The organism is Amycolatopsis thailandensis (assembly GCF_002234405.1).
Lineage (GTDB): Bacteria > Actinomycetota > Actinomycetes > Mycobacteriales > Pseudonocardiaceae > Amycolatopsis > Amycolatopsis thailandensis.
In genome coordinates, this window is the sequence record NZ_NMQT01000013.1 from 67946 (window position 1) to 86068 (window position 18123).

Genomic DNA, 18123 nt, shown 5'->3' on the forward strand with positions numbered 1-18123 from the left:
GGCGGGTGCTCCCACTGGCTCGTCCGATGGCGCCCGTAGGCTATCGGGGTGCCTCCTGCCCTCACCAATGCCCCCCGCGCGGGGGGTGCGGGTGAAAGCCGGCTCGCATTGGTGAGACGCGCCAGGCGGATGAAGCGTTGCCTCGACGACGAGTTCCCGGACGCCCACTGTGAGCTTGACTTCACCACCCCGCTGGAATTGCTGGTCGCGGTCGTGCTTTCGGCGCAGACCACCGACGTCCGCGTGAATCAGGTCACGCCCGCGCTTTTCGCGCGCTACCGGACAGCCGCCGACTACGCCGGCGCCGATCGCACCGAACTCGAGGAGTACCTCCGGCCGACGGGATTCTTCCGCGCCAAGGCGAACTCGGTGCTCGGGCTGGGTGCCGCGCTGGTGGAGCGCTATGACGGCGAGGTGCCCGGCAAGCTGAAGGACCTCGTCACGCTGCCCGGCGTGGGCCGCAAGACGGCCAACGTCGTGCTCGGCGACGCCTTCGGGGTCCCCGGGATCACCGTCGACACCCATTTCGGCCGCCTGGTCCGCCGCTGGGGCTGGACCGAGGAGGAGGACCCGGTCAAGGTCGAGCACGCCGTCGGCGAGCTGATCCCGCGCAAGGAGTGGACGCTCCTGTCGCACCGGACGATCTTCCACGGCCGCCGCGTCTGCCACGCCCGCAAACCCGCCTGTGGCGCCTGTCCGCTGGCCAAGATGTGCCCCTCGTACGGAACCGGCCCGACCGGGTTCGAAGAGGCCGCGAAGCTGGTCAAGGGCGAAGAACGCGACCACATCCTCGACCTGGCGGCCCGCCGGTGACGAGGGTCACCAAGTTCGCTCTCGCCGCCGCCGTGCTGGTGGTGGCGCTGATCGTCGCATTGCTCACGACCCGTGACGGCCAGGCGCCGGTCAAGACTTCGGGGGATCTCACGGCCGCCCGCGCGAAGGCCGCGCTCGCGCCCTGCCCACCGCCCGGACCGGGCGAGGTGGCGAAGCTGCGCGGGGTCGACGTCGAATGCCTCGGCGACGGCTCCCGGGTCGACCTCGCCAAGGTGCTTTCGGGCGGTCCCGTGCTGGTCAACCTGTGGGCGTCGTGGTGCGGGCCGTGCCGCGCCGAACTGCCGCTGCTCCAGGAGTACGCCGCGCAACCGGGGGCCGCGCGGGTGCTTCTCGTCCAGGTCGCGAGCTCCGGGGCCGACGGACTGGCGCTGCTGTCCGAACTGGGGGTCCGGCTGCCGTCCGTGTTCGACGGTGACGGGCAGTCGGGGCCGGCGCGGACGGCACTAAAGGTCCCTTCCTCTCTTCCGGCGACGTACCTGGTCACGGCGGCCGGCGACGTCCGGCTCATCGAGAACCCACGCGTCTTCCTGAACACTGACCAGGTGCGCGCAGCTGTGGAAGGGACACCATGACCGGCCCTCTCGTGGACCCGGACGACGTACCCGCCTGGCTGCGATCGCTGGTCAAGATCAGCGGCGACGTCGGCGCGGAGACCTTCAGCCGGTTCAGCGTGCCGCCGGACGCGAGCTACCGGCCCGCGTCCGTCCTGATGCTCTTCGGCGACGGCCCGCACGGGCCGGACGTCCTCCTCCAGCGCCGCGCCGACACCCTCGGCTCGCACGCCGGTCAGGTCGCCTTCCCCGGTGGGGGCGCCGAGCCCGGCGACGACGGGCCGGTCGGGACGGCGTTGCGCGAAGCGGAGGAGGAGACCGGCGTCGTGCCCTCCGGCGTGCTGCCGGTGGCCGTCTTCCCCGAACTGTTCGTGCCGGTGTCCGGGTTCGCGGTGACGCCGGTGCTCGCCTATTGGCGGACGCCGTCCCCGGTGCACGCCGTCGACCCCGGCGAGACGGCCGCGGTGGCCAGGGTGCCGGTCGCCGAACTCACCGACCCGGCCAACCGGTTCCAGGTCGAGCGCAAGGGCTTCGGCTGGAAGGGGCCCGCGTTCGACGTCGGCGGGCTGTTCGTCTGGGGCTTCACGGGCGGCCTGCTGTCGATGACGCTTTCGCTCGGCGGCTGGGATCGGGACTGGGACCACGGCGACGTCCGGGAGCTTGACGTAGCGTTGGCCGAACATCAGGCGCGCGTCGACGGGCGGCAAGTGCCGGAGAAGGAGTAGTCGCCGGTGAACTGGGTCGACGTACTGGTGATCCTGCTCGCGCTGCTGGCGGGCGTGTCCGGCGCGTTCCAGGGGGTGATCATCGCCCTGCCGTCACTGGTCGGCGTGGTGCTGGGCGCGCTCGCGGGGATCAAGATCGCCCCGCTGGTCGTCGAACTCTTCGAGCATCCCGCGGCGAAGGTCGCCTTCGCGGTGGCGACCGTGGTGTTCCTGGTCGCGCTCGGCGAGACCCTCGGCGTGTGGGCCGGGCGGAGACTGCGCCAGAAGATCAACCCGGACAAGCTTTCCGGCGTCGACAAGACACTCGGCGCGGTGGTGCAGGCCGCCGTCGTGTTCGTGGTGGCGTGGCTGATCGCGACGCCGCTCACGGCCGTCTCGGGGGTGCCCGGGCTGGCGAAGTCGATCAACAGCTCGGTAGTGCTCGGCGGCGTCAACGACGTCATGCCGGAAGCGGCGCAAGGCTTCCCGAGCGAACTGCGCAAACTGCTGGACAAGTCGGGCTTCCCGTCCATTGTGGACCCGTTCCAGAAGCCGAACGTCCAGGACACCAGCCCGCCGGACACCGCGCTCCAGTCGAGCGCGATCGTCAAACAGGTGCACGGCAGCGTCGTGAAGATCCGCGGCAACGCGACTTCGTGCTCTAGGGCGCTGGAGGGCAGCGGATTCGTCGTCGCGCCGCAGCGCGTGATGACGAACGCGCACGTCGTCGCGGGCACCGACGAGGTCGCCATCGAGTCGACCTCGGGCAAGTTCCCGGCCAGGGTCGTCTACTTCGACCCCGAGGCCGACGTCGCCGTGCTCGCGGTGCCGAGGTTGCAGGCGCCGGTGCTCCCGTTCACGCCGCGTGTCGCGCGGGCGGGCGACAACGCGATCGTGCTCGGCTACCCGCTCGACGGCCCGTACACCGCTTCGCCCGCCAGGGTGCGCGGCCGGATCAACCTGCGCGGACCGGACATCTACGAGTCCAACACCGTGCAGCGCGACGTGTTCACCGTGCGCGGGCAGGTCCGCAGCGGCAACTCGGGCGGGCCGATGATCAACCCCGAGGGCGAGGTCATCGGGGTCGTCTTCGGCGCGGCCGTCGAGGATCCGGAGACCGGCTTCACCCTGACGTCCGAACAGGTGCGGCCGGTGGTGGAGACGGCTCCGTCACTGAGCGCGAACACTTCGACCGGCCCCTGCGCGAACTGAGGTCCTTCCGCGCCCTGCGGAGTGTCATGAGGGGTCCCCATGGGACGAAACTCGTCCCATGGGGACCCCTCATGACACGCGCGGCAGGGGGGATCAGGAGTCTGAGGGGAGACCTTCGCGCCAAGAAGCGACGGTCTCGTCCACATCCAGCGGACGCGCCCGCAGCACCGGACCGCCCGCCGGACGCCGGTGCTCGGCTCGGATCCGTTCGTTCAGGTCCTCGACGATCTCCCGCACCCGCGCCTCCCGGCGCACTCGCGCCAGCGTGTCAGGCAGGTCGTCGAGCTCTTTCGCGATCGCCAGGGACGGAGGCAGCAGCGCCGAAACGTCGTGTCCCTCCGCGCGGACCTTGTTCACTACCCAGGCCAGGGCCGTGTCCTTGCCGTCGGTCTTCGGCAGCGGCTTCCCCGCGCCGGGAAGGTCGTCGAACTCGCCCTTCGCCGCCGCGGCGCTGATCTGCCGATCCACCCAGGACTCGAACGACACGCCCGTCGGTTTGCGCTCGGTCATGCCTCCACGATACGGAGGAACTCCAGCAAGGCGGCCGACGTGCGGTCCGGCGCCTCCAGATGCGGGAAGTGCCCGATGCCGGGCCAGCGCTCGAGGCGGGCGTCCGGGGCCCAGCGCCGCGACGCCGCCGCGGTCTCGGGCAGGACGCACCGGTCTTCTTCTCCGTGCAGTTGCAGCACTCGGGGCGCGAAGCGGCCTCGCAGCGCTTCGCTGAATCGGCGGCCTTCACCGCGGAACTGCGCGCGGAACGCCCAGCGGTAGTACTCCAGCGCGCTGTGCGGCACCCCCGGCACGAGCATCGCCTGCCGGAACGCCCGCACGGCTTCGGCGAAGTCCGGCGTTCCCGTCCATTGTGGACCGGACCAGTCGAGGAACAGCTCCTCGACGGCGAGCGCGTCGTTCTTGACCAGCCATTTCTCGGGCGCCATCGGCACCTGGAAACGGAACAGGTGCCCCGACGCCCGCAGCTGCCCCGGCCGTTTGACGGCCGTGCGCAACGCCAGCGGATGCGCGCCGCCCAGCACCGTCACCGAGGAGACCAGCCGGGGGTGCAGCGCGCCGACCGTCCATGCGAGCATGCCGCCCCACGCGTGTCCGACGAGATGGGCCTTGCGCGCGCCGAGGGACTTGATCAGCCCGCCGACGTCGCCCGCGAGGGTCCAGGCGTCGTAGCCGCGCGGGGGTTTGTCCGAGTCGCCGTAGCCGCGCAGATCCACCGCGACCGCGCGGAAACCGGCGTCGGCGAGTGTCCTCAGCTGGTGATGCCAGGTCCACCAGAACTCGGCGAACCCGTGCAGCAGCACGACCAGCGGCCCGTCGCCGAGTTCGGCGACGTGCAGCCGGATGCCGTTCGCCGAGACGTCACGATGGGTCCACGGACCGTCGATCCGGACGATCGACGGGTCCGGTGTCGCCTGCACTCAGTCTTGGTCTTCGGCGCCGTGCCGCGGTTTGAAGGCGGCGGCGGTGTCCTTGAAGCTGTTGATCGTGCGCTCCGGCGCCTTGATCTTCTTCACCTTGCGGTAGCCGAGGAAGCCCGCGACCGCCGTCGAGACGAGCATCAGCCCGAACACGATCAGGAACGCCGCCCAGCGCTGCAGGAACTCCGACAGCAGCTCACCGAGGAAGAAAAAGAAGAAGAACGAGCTGTACAGCCCGATGACCAGCGCGACCAAGAAGAAGATGGCGCCCTTGAGGCCCTTCTTCGCCTCCGCGACGACCTCGGACTTGGCCAGCTCGACCTCGGCGCGGATCAGCGTCGAGACGTGCTGCGTGGCATCGCCGACGAGTTTCCCGAGGGACTGCTCGCTCGCTACCACGTCGTCATCGCTCGACAGGGGGAGGTAGGGCACGGCCCCCACGCCGTCGGGGCCGGTACGTTCGTGCTTGGGGCTGCTCACACGGCCATCGTGCCACGTGCCCTCATCCCGGGCGCGGCGGACCGGCGAGTGTCGCGTCAGAGATCCTCACGCGCGTGCACGCGGCTGCGGTGCAGCAGCATCGCGGCGGCCGAAAGCGACGCGATCCCCGAGGCGATCAGCACCGCCGCCTTCGCCAGTTCGACGGCTTCCCCGTCGAGCGCGAGATCGGCGATCAGCAGGCTCACGGTGAACCCGACACCGCCGAGCATCGAAAGCGCGCCGATGTCCCGCCAGCCCATGCCCCGGGGTTTCTCCGCGAGCTTGAACTTCACCGCGATCAGGCTGGCGCCGAAGATCCCGACCAGCTTCCCGCCGACCAGCCCGACCAGCACGGCCAGCGGCAACGCCGTGGTGAACACCGCGCCGAGCGACTCGCCGTCCACTTTGATCCCGGCCGCGAACAGCGCGAACAGCGGCACCGCGACCGCCGCCGACCACGGTTGCAGCCGGTGTTCGAGCCGGACCGCGGGCGAGTGCTCCTCGCCTTCGTCGGCGCGGACCCGGGTCAGCAGGCCGAGCGCGACGCCGGCGATGGTGGCGTGGATGCCCGCCGAATGCACCGCGACCCAGGTGATCAGGGCCAGCGGCACGTAGATCCAGGCGCTGCGGACGCGGCGGTGCTGGAGGTAGGCGTACAGCGCGAGAGCGACGACGGCGACGCCCGCGGCGACGAGGTCGAACTTCGCGGTGAACAGGATCGCGATGACGAGGATCGCGCCGAGGTCGTCGACCACGGCCAGCGAGAGCAGGAAGACCCGGGCGCTGCTCGGCAGGTTCGACGCGGTCAGCGCGAGGACGCCGAGCGCGAACGCGATGTCCGTCGCGACCGGGATGGCCCAGGCGCGCTCGATGCCCGGCGTTCCCCAGCCGACGGAAAGCGCGACCAGCGCCGGGACGATCATGCCGCCGATCGCGGCGACCACCGGCAGGATCGCCTGCTTGAACCGGGAGAGTTCACCGACCACGAGCTCGCGTTTGAGTTCGAGCCCGGCGACGAAGAAGAACAGCGCGAGCAGGCCGTCCTTCGCCCAGTCGCCGATCGTCAGGTTCAGGTGGAGGAATTCGGGACCGAGCCGGAAATCGCGGATCGCGCGGTAAATGTCGTCGATGGGCGAATTCGCCCACAGGAGCGCGACCGCGGTGGCACCGAGCAGGATCAACCCGCCGGTGGTTTCCGTACGGAGATAGCGGGCGAAGTCGGCGACGACGACCTTGGCGGGACGGTTGGGGCCGGACACGGCATCCTCCGGTTTTCGGCGACAACGAATACTGTTGCCGACCAGACTTCCCGGCGCACCTTGACTCGATTTTAACGTCCGGAGCTGCGGACTTCATCTCTTCATGACGGCGACCACAAGATCCATCCGGACGTCGGTGTCAGTTCCACATGCTGGACTCTTAGCATGTGAACCGAAAACGACAACGATGTCTTCGATAAGGACGGCATGGTGAGTACCTCTACCGAGGTCCAGCAAGACACGAGGTTCTTCGGGCACCCACGAGGGCTGGCGAACCTCTTCGGCGTCGAGATGTGGGAGCGGTTCTCGTACTACGGGATGCTCGGCATCCTCCCGATCTACCTCTACTACGAAGTCAGTCAGGGCGGCCTCGCGCTGCCGAAGGCCTCCGCGCTCGGCATCGTCGGCGCGTACGGCGGAATGGTCTACCTGTCGGCGGTGATCGGCGCCTGGGTCGCGGACCGCGTGCTCGGCTCCGAACGGACGCTGTTCTACAGCGCGATCCTGATCATGGTCGGTCACATCAGCCTGGCCGTGCTGCCGGGGCTGGCGGGTATCGGCGTCGGCCTCGCGTGCGTGGCCATCGGCAGTGGCGGGCTGAAGTCCAACGCCACCACCATCGTCGGGACGCTGTACGCGAAGGGCGACGAGCGCCGCGACGGCGGTTTCACGATCTTCTACATGGGTATCAACCTCGGCGGCTTCGTCGGGCCGCTGCTGACCGGGCTCGCGCAGAGCGAGATCGGTTTCCACGTCGGCTTCGGGCTCGCCGCGTTCGGCATGGCGCTCGGCCTCATCCAGTACACGATCGGCCGCAAGAACCTCGGCGAGAAGGCGAGCGAGATCCCGAACCCGCTGCCCGCGTCGCGGCGTCCGCTGGTCTTCGGCGGCACCGCGGCCGGTGTCGCGGCGATCGTGCTGCTCGTGGTCTTCGGCGTGATCAACCCGGCGAACCTGGTCGACGTCGTCGTCTGGGCCGTCGCGATCATCTCGGTGATCTACTTCGTGGTGATCATTAGCAGCAAGAAGATCACCTCCGAGGAACGCAGCCGGGTGTACTCGTTCATCCCGATGTTCATCGCGAGCGCCGCGTTCTTCTCGCTGTACCAGCAGCAGTTCACCGTGGTCGCGGCCTACACCGACGAACGGCTGAACCGGACGGTCTTCGGCTGGGAGATGCCGGTCGCGTGGGTCAACTCGATCAACCCGGTGTTCATCATCCTGTTCGCGCCGGTGATCGCGGCGATCTGGACGAAACTCGGTTCGCGGCAGCCGTCCTCGCCGATCAAGTTCGTGCTCGGCACGGTCACCATGGGCGCGGCGTTCCTGCTGTTCCTCCCGATGGTCGGCAGCGGCAAGAACGCGAGCCCGCTGCTCGCGCTGGCCGGAATCCTGCTCGTGTTCACCATTGCGGAGCTGATGCTTTCGCCGGTCGGCCTCTCGCTGTCGACCAAACTCGCGCCGGAGGCCTTCCGGACGCAGATGGTGGCGCTGAACTTCCTGTCCATCTCGCTGGGTACGGCGATGTCCGGGAAGCTCGCCGAGTACTACACGGTGGACGACGAAGCGCCGTACTTCAGCATCGTCGGCGGAGTGGCCGTCGTGGTCGGTGTGGCGCTCCTGCTGGCGACGCCGATGATCCGCAAGCTGATGAAGGGCGTTCACTGACGCTCTTCGTGACGCACTGACGAGTGATCCTCGGACGTGCAATGAAAGGCCCCTTCATCGCAAAATTTGCGATGAAGGGGCCTTTCATCGCACGGGGTCCCCGAGGGCCGTCCGGTGATCGAAGACGTGACTCGCGTGATCAGAGACGTGACTCGCGTGATTGAAGACGGAACTCGCGTGTTCCGTCTCTGATCACGTGAGTTCCGTGTCTGAGCACGGCTAGCCGACACTGACTCCGAACAGCACGCCGACGTAGTACGTCACCAGCATCGTCAGCGCGCCCATGCCGACGTTCCGCGCGATCGCGCGGCCGGCGCGGGCGTCGCCGAGTTTCGCGCTGATGAACCCGGTCAGCGCCAGCCCGACCACGACCGCCGAAGCGCACGCCCAGACCCGCGCCGAGGTCGACGTCCACACGATCGCCAGCAGCGGAAGCAGCGCGCCGACGGTGAACGCGACCAGCGAGGCCCAAGCCGCTTGCCACGGGCTGGTCAGATTGTCCGGATCGATGCCGAGTTCGGCCTCGGCGTGGGCTTGCAGCGCGTCCTTTTCGGTCAGTTCGCGGGCGACCTTGGCGGCGAGTTCGGGGGAAAGGCCCTTCGACTCGTAGATTTCCGCGAGTTCCCGTTCTTCGGCTTCGGGCATCTCCTTCAGCTCGCGCTTTTCCAGCCGCAACTGCGCGCGTTCGGTGTCGCGCTGAGTGCTCACCGAGACGTATTCGCCGCCCGCCATGGAAAGCGCGCCTGCCACCAGTCCCGCGATTCCCGCGGTCGCGATCGTGGTGGAGTCGGTGGTCGCGCCCGCGACACCGACCACGATGCCCGCCACCGACACGATCCCGTCGTTCGCGCCGAGGACCCCGGCGCGCAACCAGTTCAGTTTGCCGCTCAGATCCGCGTGCGGTTCGTGGGGATGTTCGGTCGATACGGTTTCGGTCACCTTTTCAGTGAAACACGGAGAACGGGAATCGGCGAGAGGAAATCTTTTCGGTAAATGCAGGCAATCCTTATTGACTATTGCCTTGCCTAACTTCTCGGATAGGTTGTCGGGCGTGGCCGAGGTGGTGATCCTGATCGGGCTCCAGGCGTCCGGGAAGACGACGTTCTCCCGGCGGGAGTTCGCGGGCACCCACGTCCACCTCAGCAAGGACCACTTCCCGAACGCCAGGCGACGGCAGGTCCGCCAGCTGCGGATGCTGGCCGAAGCGCTCGAAGACGGCCGTTCGGTGGTCGTGGACAACACCAACCCGTCGCCCGAGGAGTGGGCGCCGCTGATCGAGGTCGCCAGACGCCATGGCGCGCGCGTCGCCGGGTACTGGTTCCCGCCGGATCTCGAAGGTTCACAGGAGCGCAACGCCCGCCGGGACGGCAAAACCCGGGTGCCCGACGTCGGTCTTTATGCGACTCTCAAGCGGCTGCGGCGACCGACCGCGGAGGACGGTTTCGACGAGCTGTACACCGTCGGTTTCGACGGCGCGGGCGGGTTCGTCGTGGAGCGGGGTGACCATGGACGCCGGTGATTTCGAGGCGCGGCAACGGGAACGCGAGTGGTTCCACGGCTTGACCGTGCCGCCCGGCTCCTGGACGGTGCTCCGCGTCGACGGCCGGGGCTTCTCCAAGTTCACCGAAGCGCGGTTCGAGAAGCCGTTCGACCCGCGCTTCGCCGAGTGTATGGCCGAGGCGGCGGGCGCCCTGTCGACGGAGTTCGCTTCGCCTTACGTGTACACGGAAAGCGACGAGATCTCGCTCGTGCTCCCTCCTTCCGCCGACCTGTTCGGCCGGGGTGTGGAGAAGCTCGTGTCGATCTCCGCCGGGGTCGCGTCGGCCGCGTTCACCCACGCGGCCGGGGTGCCCGCGCACTTCGACGGCCGGGTCTGGCTCGGCACGAAAGTGGACGACGTCGTCGACTACTTCTCCTGGCGCCAGGCGGACGCGACCCGCTGCGCGCTCAACGGCTGGTGCTACTGGATCCTGCGCAAGGCGGGGAAATCGGCGAGTGAGGCCGGAGCGGCTCTCGAAGGCGCGGGCGTCTCCGAGAAGAACGAGCTGCTTTTCGCGCACGGCGTCAACTTCGCCGAAGTCCCCGCCTGGCAGCGGCGCGGCGTCGGGCTGTACTGGGAGTCCTTCGAGCGCACCGGTTTCGACCCGGTGCGGGAGATCGAGGTCTCCGCGACCCGCCGCCGCCTCCGCGTCGACAGGGAGTTGCCGATGAAGGGTGAGTACCGCGCCTTCCTCGGCGGACTGCTTCAGCCGATCGGTTCGGGCAGCCGCCGCACGCTGTAGGCGAGTTCGATCGTCTCGCCGGTCGCCGGGTCGCCCAGTTCCACGCGCCAGGAGTCGGCGAACTGGTCGACGCCGTGCACCATCGGGATCGTGCCCGAGATCAGCACGGTGCCCGAGGCGTACAGGTCGCGTTCGCGCAGCACGTCCAGCCAGTACGACGGCGGCAGCAGCTCCGCGAGTTTTCCTTGCTGGATCAGGGTTTCCCCCGCCCAGGCGGACAGGGTGAGCTCGTCGAGCCGGTCCTGGACGTCGACGAGACGCCAGGCCTTGGCGGCGAGGACGTCGGGGCCGGCGTTCTTGCTCCACGCGACGCCGTGCGCTTCGAGCGCGCGGTCGGTGTGGTCGCAGGCGGCGGTCAGGAGGACGTCCTCGGGGGCGGGGCCGGTGATGACGATGGCCCACTCGGCCTCACCGGAGGTCTTCTCGTGCTGCACCGGGACCTCTTCGGTCTGGCTCGCCAGGTACGGCGCGACCGGGTAGAGCGCCGGGATCACCGAGGGCGCGGGGACGCCGAGTTCGGCCAGTTCGGCCACGTGGGCGGCGACGTCCTCCTGGCTGCGACCGGCGTATCCGGCGTTCAGCAGCGTGCGGACCTCGGTCCGCCGCTCCTGGCCGTCGGGAAGGGTGAAACGCAGCTCAGGCATCGGTCCTCCGAGATTGGGGGGTTGCGCATACAGCTTGTATACAAGGAGTATATCCGCAATTCAACCCCTCCCGGCGGGGTTGCGGACCTTCTACGGACGGGAAGTGGACATGACCTCACCAGCCGGTGACCGGCGCTCGCTACGCAAGGCCTTCGCGGCCAGCCTCTCGGGAACCGCGCTCGAGTGGTACGACTTCGCGGCCTACTCGGTGGCGGCCGCGACGATCTTCGGACATCTCTTCTTCCCGTCGGGAGACCAGCTCGCGAGCACGATGGCGGCGTTCTCCACCTACGCCGTCGGCTACCTGGCCCGGCCGCTCGGCGGTTTCCTCTTCGGCCGCCTCGGCGACGTGCTCGGGCGCAAGCGCATCCTGGTCATGACCCTCGTGCTCACCGGCGTCGCGACGTTCCTCATCGGTGTCCTGCCGACGTACGAGAACATCGGCGGCTTCGCGGCCGTCCTGCTCGTGGCGCTGCGGTTCGCGCAGGGCGTCGGCATCGGCGGCGAATGGGGTGGCGCCGTCCTGCTGTCGAGCGAGTTCGGGGATCCGGGCAAACGCGGGTTCTGGGCGTCGGCCGCGCAGATCGGCCCGCCCGCGGGCAACCTGCTCGCCAACGGTGTCCTCGCCGTCCTGGCCGCGCTGCTCACCGAGGACCAGTTCAACAGCTGGGGCTGGCGGATCGCGTTCCTGCTCTCGGGCGCGCTGGTCGGATTCGGCCTCTGGATCCGGCTCAAGCTGGAGGAGACGCCGGTCTTCAAGAAGATCCAGGAGCGTGGCGAGCGTTCGTCGGCGCCGATCTCCGAGGTCTTCCGCACCGAACGCCGCGCGCTCGTCGCGGCCGTGCTGATCCGGGTCTGCCCGGACGTGCTCTACGCGCTGTTCACCGTCTTCGTCCTCACCTACGTCACCACGCACACCGACCTCTCGCGCGGCGCCGGGCTGGCCGCGGTGATGATCGGTTCCGCGTTCCAGCTGGTGCTGATGCCGCTGTTCGGCGCGCTCTCGGACCGGGTGTCGCGGCGCAAGCTGTACCTGGTCGCGACCATCGCCGCCGGGATCTGGCCGTTCGTGTTCTTCCCGATGGTCAGCGGTGGTTCGTTCGCGATGCTGGCGATCGGGATCGTGCTCGCGCTGGTCATCCACGCCGCGCTCTACGGCCCGCAGGCCGCCCTCGTCACCGAGCAGTTCTCGCCGCGCCTGCGCTACACCGGCAGCTCGCTGGCGTACACCCTCGCCGGGGTCATCGGCGGGGCGCCCGCGCCGCTGCTGTTCACGGCACTGCTCGCCGGCTTCGACACCTGGCTGGCGATCGGGGTCTACTTGCTCGCGACCGCGGTGGTGAGCATCATCGGTGTCGTGCTCGCCCGCGACCCGGACCGCGAAGAGGAGGCCGCTGCCATGGAATCCGTGCGATGACCTGGACCACCATGTCCACAGTGGAGGGTCTGCCGCTGCTCGGCGGAAAGGGCCGGTTCCGGACGCTCGCGACGGCGGAAGGCGGTCTGGCGTACGAGATCCACTATCCGGCCGGTGTCGCTTCTCCCGTGCACAGCCACGACCACGACAGCATCGTGTACCTGATTTCGGGTTCGCTGCGCGGCACGCTCGACGGCCGTGAGGTGACGCTGGAGGCGGGCGGCACGATCGTCCACCCGCGCGGCGTCCCGCACAGCGTCGAGGCCATTGTGGACAGTCAGTGGGTCGAGTTCAAGACGCCGTTGCCCGCGCGGCCGCCGATCGCGGAATGAAAAAACCGGGGCGGGCACTGAAGTTTCCAGCGTCCGCCCCGGTCAGGAGGAAAGTCTCAGGCGTCCAGCTCGGCCAGCGCCAGCTTCGCCTTCTCCAGCTCCGCTTCGAGCTGGGCCACCTTCGCGGCCTGCAGCTCGCGGGCGGCGTTGATGACCTCGTCGATCGGGCCCGACAGATCCGCGTGCAGCTCCTTGGCGGCACGGGACACGGCGGCGGCCGGGATCTCCAGGCCCTTCGCGACCCACTTGGCGCCGTTCTTGAGCTCGGCCTGCCACTCGCCGTCGGCGGTGCCGGTGACCGTGAGGGTCAGCTCGACGGTGCGGGTCTTCTTCGCGGTGGTGGCGACCTTCGGGCGGCCACGCTTGGGCTTGGGGGACTCGGCCGTGTTCTCTTCGGCGGGGGTCTCCGAAGACGCGGAAGCCTCGGGGGCTTCGGTCTTGGCCTCGGTGGTCTCCGAGTTGGTTTCCGAGGTGGTCTCCGCCTGCGGCGTCGAGTCGACGGGCGCTTCGGTAGCCGCTTCTTCGGACACGGCGTCAGTGCGTGTCAAGGCATCCACGGTCATCGTCGGTGTCGCTCCTTGCCCGGGTATGGGGTGGTACCCGGCACATCCTAGAACAGGCGTTCGACTGTCGCGCGGCAGGGTGTGCTAAGCGTGTCGCATGATCGCATCGGTCCGCGACGATCGGGCGCGGTCCGGTCGCGCTGCGTCAGAGTCGACGGCGAAGGGAGGCCACGTGATCTCGGCACTCAATCGGCTCGTCGATCTGGTCGAAGAGCACCTCAAGGACGACTTCGACGTCACCGGGCTGGCCGGCTCGTCCGGCACGACGGAGTACCACCTGCGCCGGATGTTCTCGTCGTTGGCGGGAATGTCGCTGTCGGAGTACGTCCGCCGTCGCCGCATGACCGCCGCCGTCGCCGACGTCGTCCGTGGCGAGGGCGATCTGCTGACCATCGCCGTCCGGTACGGCTACGGCTCGGCCGAGGCGTTCGGCAGGGCGTTCCGGGCGGTCCACGGCGCCGGTCCCGGTGAGGTCCGCCGTGACGGTGGCCCCCTTCGCACACAACCGCGGCTCAGGTTCCGCCTGAGCGTCGAAGGGAGCGTCCCCATGGAAACCCGTATCGTCGACCGTCCCGCTTTCCGGCTCGCCGGGCACGCGACCCGTGTCCCGCTCGTCCACGAAGGCGTCAACCCGCACATCCAGCGGCACATCACCGCGCTGCCGCCGGAGGCGCACGCCCGGCTGAAAGCGCTCAGCGACACCGAACCGCCGGGACTGCTGCAGGTCAGCGACGCCCTTGACCCGGACGACGCCGAGCTGACCTACCTGCACGGGGTCGCCGTCACCGGTGACATCCCTGGTGATCTCGACGTCATCGAGGTGCCGGCCGGGAGGTGGGCTGTCTTCCGTACCGACGGCCCGCATCCGGAGGCACTGCAGAAGGTGTGGGCGGCGACGGCGACCGAATGGTTCCCGTCCAACCCGTGGCGCCTGCGGCCGGGACCGTCGATCGTCACGATCCTGGAGCACTCGGACGACTTCGGGACCGCCACCTGTGAACTCTGGCTGGCCGTCGAACCCGCCTGACCGATGCCATGAAGGGGCCTTTCATCGCAAATTTTGCGATGAAAGGCCCCTTCATCGCGCTTGGCTACTCCTCGGATTTGCCGGACTTCAGGCCCGAAGAGATCAGGTCCATCACCGACGAGTCGGCCAGCGTGGTGACGTCGCCGACCTGGCGGTTCTCGGCGACGTCGCGCAGCAGGCGGCGCATGATCTTGCCGGAGCGCGTCTTCGGCAGCTCCTGCACGACCAGGATCTGCCGCGGCTTCGCGATCGGCCCGATCTCCTTGGCGACGTGGTTGCGCAGCTCCTGCACGGCCGCGTCGCCACCGTCCACGGCGTTGCCGCGCAGGATGACGAACGCGACGATGCCCTGTCCGGTGGTCGGGTCGGTCGCGCCGACGACGGCGGCCTCGGCGACCGTCGGGTGCGAGACCAGCGCGGACTCGACCTCGGTGGTCGAGATGCGGTGCCCGGACACGTTCATCACGTCGTCGACCCGGCCCAGTAGCCAGACGTCGCCGTCGGCGTCGTACTTCGCGCCGTCACCGGCGAAGTAGTAGCCCTGGTCGGCGAAGCGCGACCAGTAGGTGTCGCGGAACCGCTCCTCGTCGCCCCAGATGCCGCGCAGCATGCCCGGCCACGGCTTGTCGAGCACCAGGTAGCCGCCGCCACCCTTGCCGACCTCGACACCCTGGTCGTCGACGACCTTCGCCGAGATGCCCGGCAGCGCCTTCTGCGCGGAGCCCGGCTTCGTGGCGGTGACGCCCGGCAGCGGCGAGATCATGATGCCGCCGGTCTCGGTCTGCCACCAGGTGTCGACGATCGGCGCCGAGTTCGCGCCGACGTTCTCCCGGTACCAGATCCACGCCTCGGGGTTGATCGGCTCGCCGACGCTGCCGAGCACGCGCAGCGAGGAGAGGTCGTACTTCTCCGGGATCTCATTGCCCCACTTCATGAACGTGCGGATCAACGTCGGCGCGGTGTAGTAGATGGAGACCTTGTGCTGCTGGACGATTTCCCAGTGGCGGCCCTCGTGCGGGGTGTTCGGCGTGCCTTCGTAGACGACCTGCGTCGTCCGGTTCGCCAGCGGCCCGTACACGATGTACGTGTGCCCGGTGATCCAGCCGATGTCGGCGGTGCACCAGTAGACGTCCTCGCCGGCCTTGTGGTCGAAGACGTTGTGGTGCGTGTACGCGGCCTGGGTCAGGTATCCGCCGGAGGTGTGCAGGATGCCCTTCGGCTTACCGGTGGTGCCGGAGGTGTAGAGGATGAAGAGCGGGTGCTCGGAGTCGAACGCCTGCGGCGCGTGTTCCGCGGACTGGCCGTCGACCAGTTCGTGCCACCAGAGGTCGCGGCCTTCGGCGATCGGCACCTCTTCGCCGGTGCGCCGGACGACGATGACCTTCTCGACCGATTCGGCGCCTTCGAGCGCTTCGTCGACATTGACCTTCATCGGCGCGGCCTTGCCGCGGCGGTACTGGCCGTCGGTGGTGATGACGATCCGCGCCGCCTGGTCGTCCACCCGGGATCGCAGCGCTGTCGGGGAAAAACCACCGAAGACGACACTGTGCAGGACGCCGATGCGGGCACACGCGAGCATCGCGAAGATCGCCTCGGGCACCATCGGCATCTGGATGGCGACGCGGTCGCCCGCGACGAGCCCGAGGGACTCGAAAGCGTTCGCCGCCTTGGAAACCTCGTCCTTCAGCTGGGCGTAGGTGATGTCGCGGTTGTCGCCGGGCTCGCCGACCCAGTGGATGGCGACCTGGTCGCCGTGCCCGTCGACGACGTGGCGGTCGACGCAGTTGTACGCGACGTTCAGCTTCCCGCCCACGAACCACTTCGCCACCGGCGCATTGGTCCAGTCCAGTACCTGCGACCACTTCGTTTCCCAGTGGAGACGGTCGGCCTGCTTGGCCCAGAACGCTTCCCGGTCGGCGTCGGCTTCGGCGTAGAAGTCGGCGGTGGCATTCGCTTGCGCGCTGAAAGCCTCACTCGGGGGGAAGGTCCTGCTCTCCGTGAGCAAATTGTCCAGCGCCGGCGACTGCTCGGTCATGGTGCGATGCCTCCTGTGTTTCGCGTGTCTTCACGCCCGTTGGCACGCTATCGACGTTACGACGCGAAGTAAAAGGTTGCATCGTGGTTGCGGACCGCATTCACACGCTTGAGGACAAAGCGGTACGGACCGCCGGCCATTCTGGTCCGGTGAGGGAGTAGACGACGGTGTCACGGATGGTTCCGTCGGGCCGGACGCGATGCGCGCGCAGTACGCCTTCCCGCTGCGCGCCGAGGCGTTCGATCGCCTTCTGCGACTTCAGGTTGCGGATGTCGGTCTCCCACGAGACGCGGTTCGCGCCGAGGTCGTCGAAAGCGTGGCGCAGCAACAGGAGTTTCGACTCGCGGTTGAGCCCGGTCCGCTGCCACGCGGAACCGATCCAGGTGTAGCCAAGGGAAATGATCTTGTGGCGCGCGTTCATCGCGTAGAACGACGTCGTGCCCGCGACCTCGCCGGTGCGCGCGTCGATCTGCGCCCAGGCGCGACGGTCCGGGTCGGCCAGGATGGCGTCGACCATGGCTTCGGCCGCGGCGAGGTCTTCCGGCGGCCGGAGGCTGAGCCAGGTCCAGATCGCCGGGTCGGATCCGGCTTCGAACAGGCCTTTCACGTGGTCGCGGGTGAGCGGTTCGAGGCGGACGCGTTCGCCGGTCAAGGTCGCGTGGGTGTTCCAGTCGGTCACGATCTTGAACTTACGGCCGGTAATGGCCTTGCTGGATAGCCAGTTTCGAAGCATTCGAGAAGGCCACTGCGGCGTTGCCTATGCTCGCGGGAACGATCGACGAAGGCGAGGCAGCATGGCCGAGGAGCGGGAAGAGCTCACCTGGGAGTTGTTCGGGACGGCCAGCAGGGATCTGGCGCAGGCCGTCGCCGACGACGGCTTCGAGCCGGACCTGATCCTGTCGATCGCGCGCGGCGGGCTGTTCGTCGCCGGCGCGCTCGGCTACGCGCTGGACGTCAAGAACCTGCACGTGATGAACGTCGAGTTCTACACCGGCGTCGACCAGCGCCTCGACCTGCCGGTGATGCTGCCGCCGGTGCCGAACGTCGTCGACCTGACGAAGAAGAAGGTGCTCGTCGCCGACGACGTCGCGGACACCGGCGCGACCTTGAAGCTGGTCCGCGACTTCTGCGCCGATCACGTCGCCGAGGTGCGCTGCGCTGTCGTCTACGAGAAGCCGCGCTCCGAGGTGAAGTGCGAGTACGTGTGGAAGCACACGGACCGGTGGATCAACTTCCCGTGGTCGGTGCAGGCGCCGGTCGTGCGGCGCGCGGGGCAGGTGCTGGACGCGTGACGGATCCGTTGAAGCCGCTGCTGGACCTCGAAGGGGTCGCGGCGGCCGCGAAATCGGCTCAGGACGCGGTGTTCGCCGTCCACCGGCTGCCCGCCAACCTGCGTGGCGGCGCGGCGACGGCCGCCGAAGCGTCCGTGCGATCGGCGCGGGCGTCGGCCGGGATCGAGGGCGCCGCGCCCGAACTGCCGGAATCCGGCGAGGTGACCGATCCGGTGCTGGCGGGCGCGCTGCGGGTCGCGGAAGCGCTGGAGGGCCTGCTCCCGACCTGGCGGCGCGCGCCGTTGCAGGCGCTGGCGCGGTTGCACGTTCTGGCCGCTTCGGACCTGGTGACGGATCTCGACGCGCTGGGACGGCCGCGCTCGTCCGGCGACGTCGGGCCGCGGCTGGAGATGC

20 protein-coding genes and 1 pseudogene are annotated in these 18123 nt (G+C 68.8%); 12 read left to right on the forward strand and 9 right to left on the reverse strand.

The window, feature by feature from the left end:
• Positions 1 to 129: 129 nt before the first annotated feature.
• Genes nth through CFP71_RS03375 form a run of 4 tightly spaced genes read left to right on the forward strand, consistent with a single transcriptional unit; the run spans position 130 to position 3301 of the window.
• The gene (nth, locus tag CFP71_RS03360; RefSeq protein WP_093932343.1) at positions 130 to 813 is read left to right on the forward strand and encodes an endonuclease III; all 684 of its coding nucleotides are present in this window, start codon (positions 130 to 132) and stop codon (positions 811 to 813) included.
• Complete coding sequence (locus CFP71_RS03365) at positions 810 to 1406, forward strand: TlpA family protein disulfide reductase (RefSeq protein WP_093932344.1); 597 nt, start codon at positions 810 to 812, stop codon at positions 1404 to 1406. Before nth ends, CFP71_RS03365 begins: the two co-directional genes overlap by 4 nt.
• A complete protein-coding gene (locus CFP71_RS03370) occupies positions 1403 to 2110 on the forward strand; it encodes an NUDIX hydrolase (RefSeq protein ID WP_093932345.1) in 708 nt (235 codons plus the stop codon). Before CFP71_RS03365 ends, CFP71_RS03370 begins: the two co-directional genes overlap by 4 nt.
• Before the next feature lie 6 nt (positions 2111 to 2116).
• Complete coding sequence (locus CFP71_RS03375) at positions 2117 to 3301, forward strand: MarP family serine protease (protein ID WP_093932346.1); 1185 nt, start codon at positions 2117 to 2119, stop codon at positions 3299 to 3301.
• A gap of 93 nt (positions 3302 to 3394) precedes the next feature.
• Here the strand turns inward: CFP71_RS03375 and CFP71_RS03380 are convergent, their stop codons facing one another.
• From CFP71_RS03380 to nhaA, 4 genes are read right to left on the reverse strand one after another with little or no spacing between them, the layout of a single operon-like run.
• A complete protein-coding gene (locus tag CFP71_RS03380; protein ID WP_093932347.1) occupies positions 3395 to 3811 on the reverse strand; it encodes a DnaJ family domain-containing protein in 417 nt (138 codons plus the stop codon).
• Positions 3808 to 4731, reverse strand: coding sequence for an alpha/beta fold hydrolase (locus tag CFP71_RS03385; protein ID WP_093932348.1), 924 nt, complete (start codon positions 4729 to 4731; stop codon positions 3808 to 3810). The genes CFP71_RS03380 and CFP71_RS03385 overlap by 4 nt, the downstream gene beginning before the upstream one ends.
• On the reverse strand, positions 4732 to 5211 hold the full coding sequence (locus CFP71_RS03390) for a phage holin family protein (protein ID WP_093932349.1): 480 nt from the start codon (positions 5209 to 5211) through the stop codon (positions 4732 to 4734).
• 56 nt (positions 5212 to 5267) lie between these two features.
• Entirely contained in the window at positions 5268 to 6470 is a 1203-nt protein-coding gene (gene nhaA, locus CFP71_RS03395) for a Na+/H+ antiporter NhaA (RefSeq protein WP_093932350.1), read from the reverse strand.
• A 207-nt stretch (positions 6471 to 6677) separates the two neighbouring features.
• On the opposite strand from nhaA, the gene CFP71_RS03400 reads away from it, so the two are divergent.
• The gene (locus CFP71_RS03400) at positions 6678 to 8138 is read left to right on the forward strand and encodes a peptide MFS transporter (protein ID WP_208635871.1); all 1461 of its coding nucleotides are present in this window, start codon (positions 6678 to 6680) and stop codon (positions 8136 to 8138) included.
• A gap of 219 nt (positions 8139 to 8357) precedes the next feature.
• Here the strand turns inward: CFP71_RS03400 and CFP71_RS03405 are convergent, their stop codons facing one another.
• Entirely contained in the window at positions 8358 to 9077 is a 720-nt protein-coding gene (locus tag CFP71_RS03405) for a VIT1/CCC1 transporter family protein (protein WP_093932351.1), read from the reverse strand.
• 112 nt (positions 9078 to 9189) lie between these two features.
• Between CFP71_RS03405 and CFP71_RS03410 the strand changes: the two genes are divergently transcribed.
• Both CFP71_RS03410 and CFP71_RS03415 read left to right on the forward strand, forming a co-directional pair.
• Complete coding sequence (locus tag CFP71_RS03410; RefSeq protein ID WP_208635872.1) at positions 9190 to 9657, forward strand: ATP-binding protein; 468 nt, start codon at positions 9190 to 9192, stop codon at positions 9655 to 9657.
• The gene (locus tag CFP71_RS03415; RefSeq protein WP_093932353.1) at positions 9644 to 10420 is read left to right on the forward strand and encodes a tRNA(His) guanylyltransferase Thg1 family protein; all 777 of its coding nucleotides are present in this window, start codon (positions 9644 to 9646) and stop codon (positions 10418 to 10420) included. The genes CFP71_RS03410 and CFP71_RS03415 overlap by 14 nt, the downstream gene beginning before the upstream one ends.
• Here the strand turns inward: CFP71_RS03415 and CFP71_RS03420 are convergent.
• The gene (locus CFP71_RS03420; RefSeq protein WP_093932354.1) at positions 10384 to 11064 is read right to left on the reverse strand and encodes a DUF2848 domain-containing protein; all 681 of its coding nucleotides are present in this window, start codon (positions 11062 to 11064) and stop codon (positions 10384 to 10386) included. The genes CFP71_RS03415 and CFP71_RS03420 overlap by 37 nt on opposite strands.
• Positions 11065 to 11173: 109 nt before the next feature.
• On the opposite strand from CFP71_RS03420, the gene CFP71_RS03425 reads away from it, so the two are divergent.
• Both CFP71_RS03425 and CFP71_RS03430 read left to right on the forward strand, forming a co-directional pair.
• Positions 11174 to 12481 carry an MFS transporter gene (locus CFP71_RS03425; protein ID WP_093932355.1) on the forward strand — a complete coding sequence of 436 codons (1308 nt, stop codon included), beginning with the start codon at positions 11174 to 11176 and terminating at the stop codon, positions 12479 to 12481.
• Positions 12478 to 12813, forward strand: coding sequence for a cupin domain-containing protein (locus tag CFP71_RS03430; protein WP_093932356.1), 336 nt, complete (start codon positions 12478 to 12480; stop codon positions 12811 to 12813). Before CFP71_RS03425 ends, CFP71_RS03430 begins: the two co-directional genes overlap by 4 nt.
• Before the next feature lie 56 nt (positions 12814 to 12869).
• On the opposite strand, the gene CFP71_RS03435 is transcribed toward CFP71_RS03430, so the two are convergent.
• The gene (locus CFP71_RS03435) at positions 12870 to 13376 is read right to left on the reverse strand and encodes a DUF6319 family protein (protein WP_093932357.1); all 507 of its coding nucleotides are present in this window, start codon (positions 13374 to 13376) and stop codon (positions 12870 to 12872) included.
• A 172-nt stretch (positions 13377 to 13548) separates the two neighbouring features.
• Here CFP71_RS03435 and CFP71_RS03440 point away from each other — a divergent pair, with 172 nt between their 5' ends.
• The gene (locus tag CFP71_RS03440) at positions 13549 to 14403 is read left to right on the forward strand and encodes an AraC family transcriptional regulator (RefSeq protein ID WP_093932358.1); all 855 of its coding nucleotides are present in this window, start codon (positions 13549 to 13551) and stop codon (positions 14401 to 14403) included.
• A gap of 64 nt (positions 14404 to 14467) precedes the next feature.
• Here the strand turns inward: CFP71_RS03440 and acs are convergent, their stop codons facing one another.
• Positions 14468 to 16438, reverse strand: coding sequence for an acetate--CoA ligase (gene acs, locus CFP71_RS03445; protein WP_093932359.1), 1971 nt, complete (start codon positions 16436 to 16438; stop codon positions 14468 to 14470).
• Between the two features lie 100 nt (positions 16439 to 16538).
• Positions 16539 to 17117 (reverse strand): GNAT family N-acetyltransferase, encoded by a 579-nt coding sequence (locus CFP71_RS03450; protein ID WP_093932360.1) that lies wholly within the window; start codon positions 17115 to 17117, stop codon positions 16539 to 16541.
• Positions 17118 to 17232: 115 nt separating this feature from the next.
• Here CFP71_RS03450 and CFP71_RS03455 point away from each other — a divergent pair, with 115 nt between their 5' ends.
• Positions 17233 to 17730 (forward strand): phosphoribosyltransferase, encoded by a 498-nt coding sequence (locus tag CFP71_RS03455; RefSeq protein WP_007028464.1) that lies wholly within the window; start codon positions 17233 to 17235, stop codon positions 17728 to 17730.
• A pseudogene (locus CFP71_RS03460) lies at positions 17727 to 18123 on the forward strand (oxidoreductase); the annotation flags it as partial. The gene CFP71_RS03455 and the pseudogene CFP71_RS03460, both read left to right, overlap by 4 nt.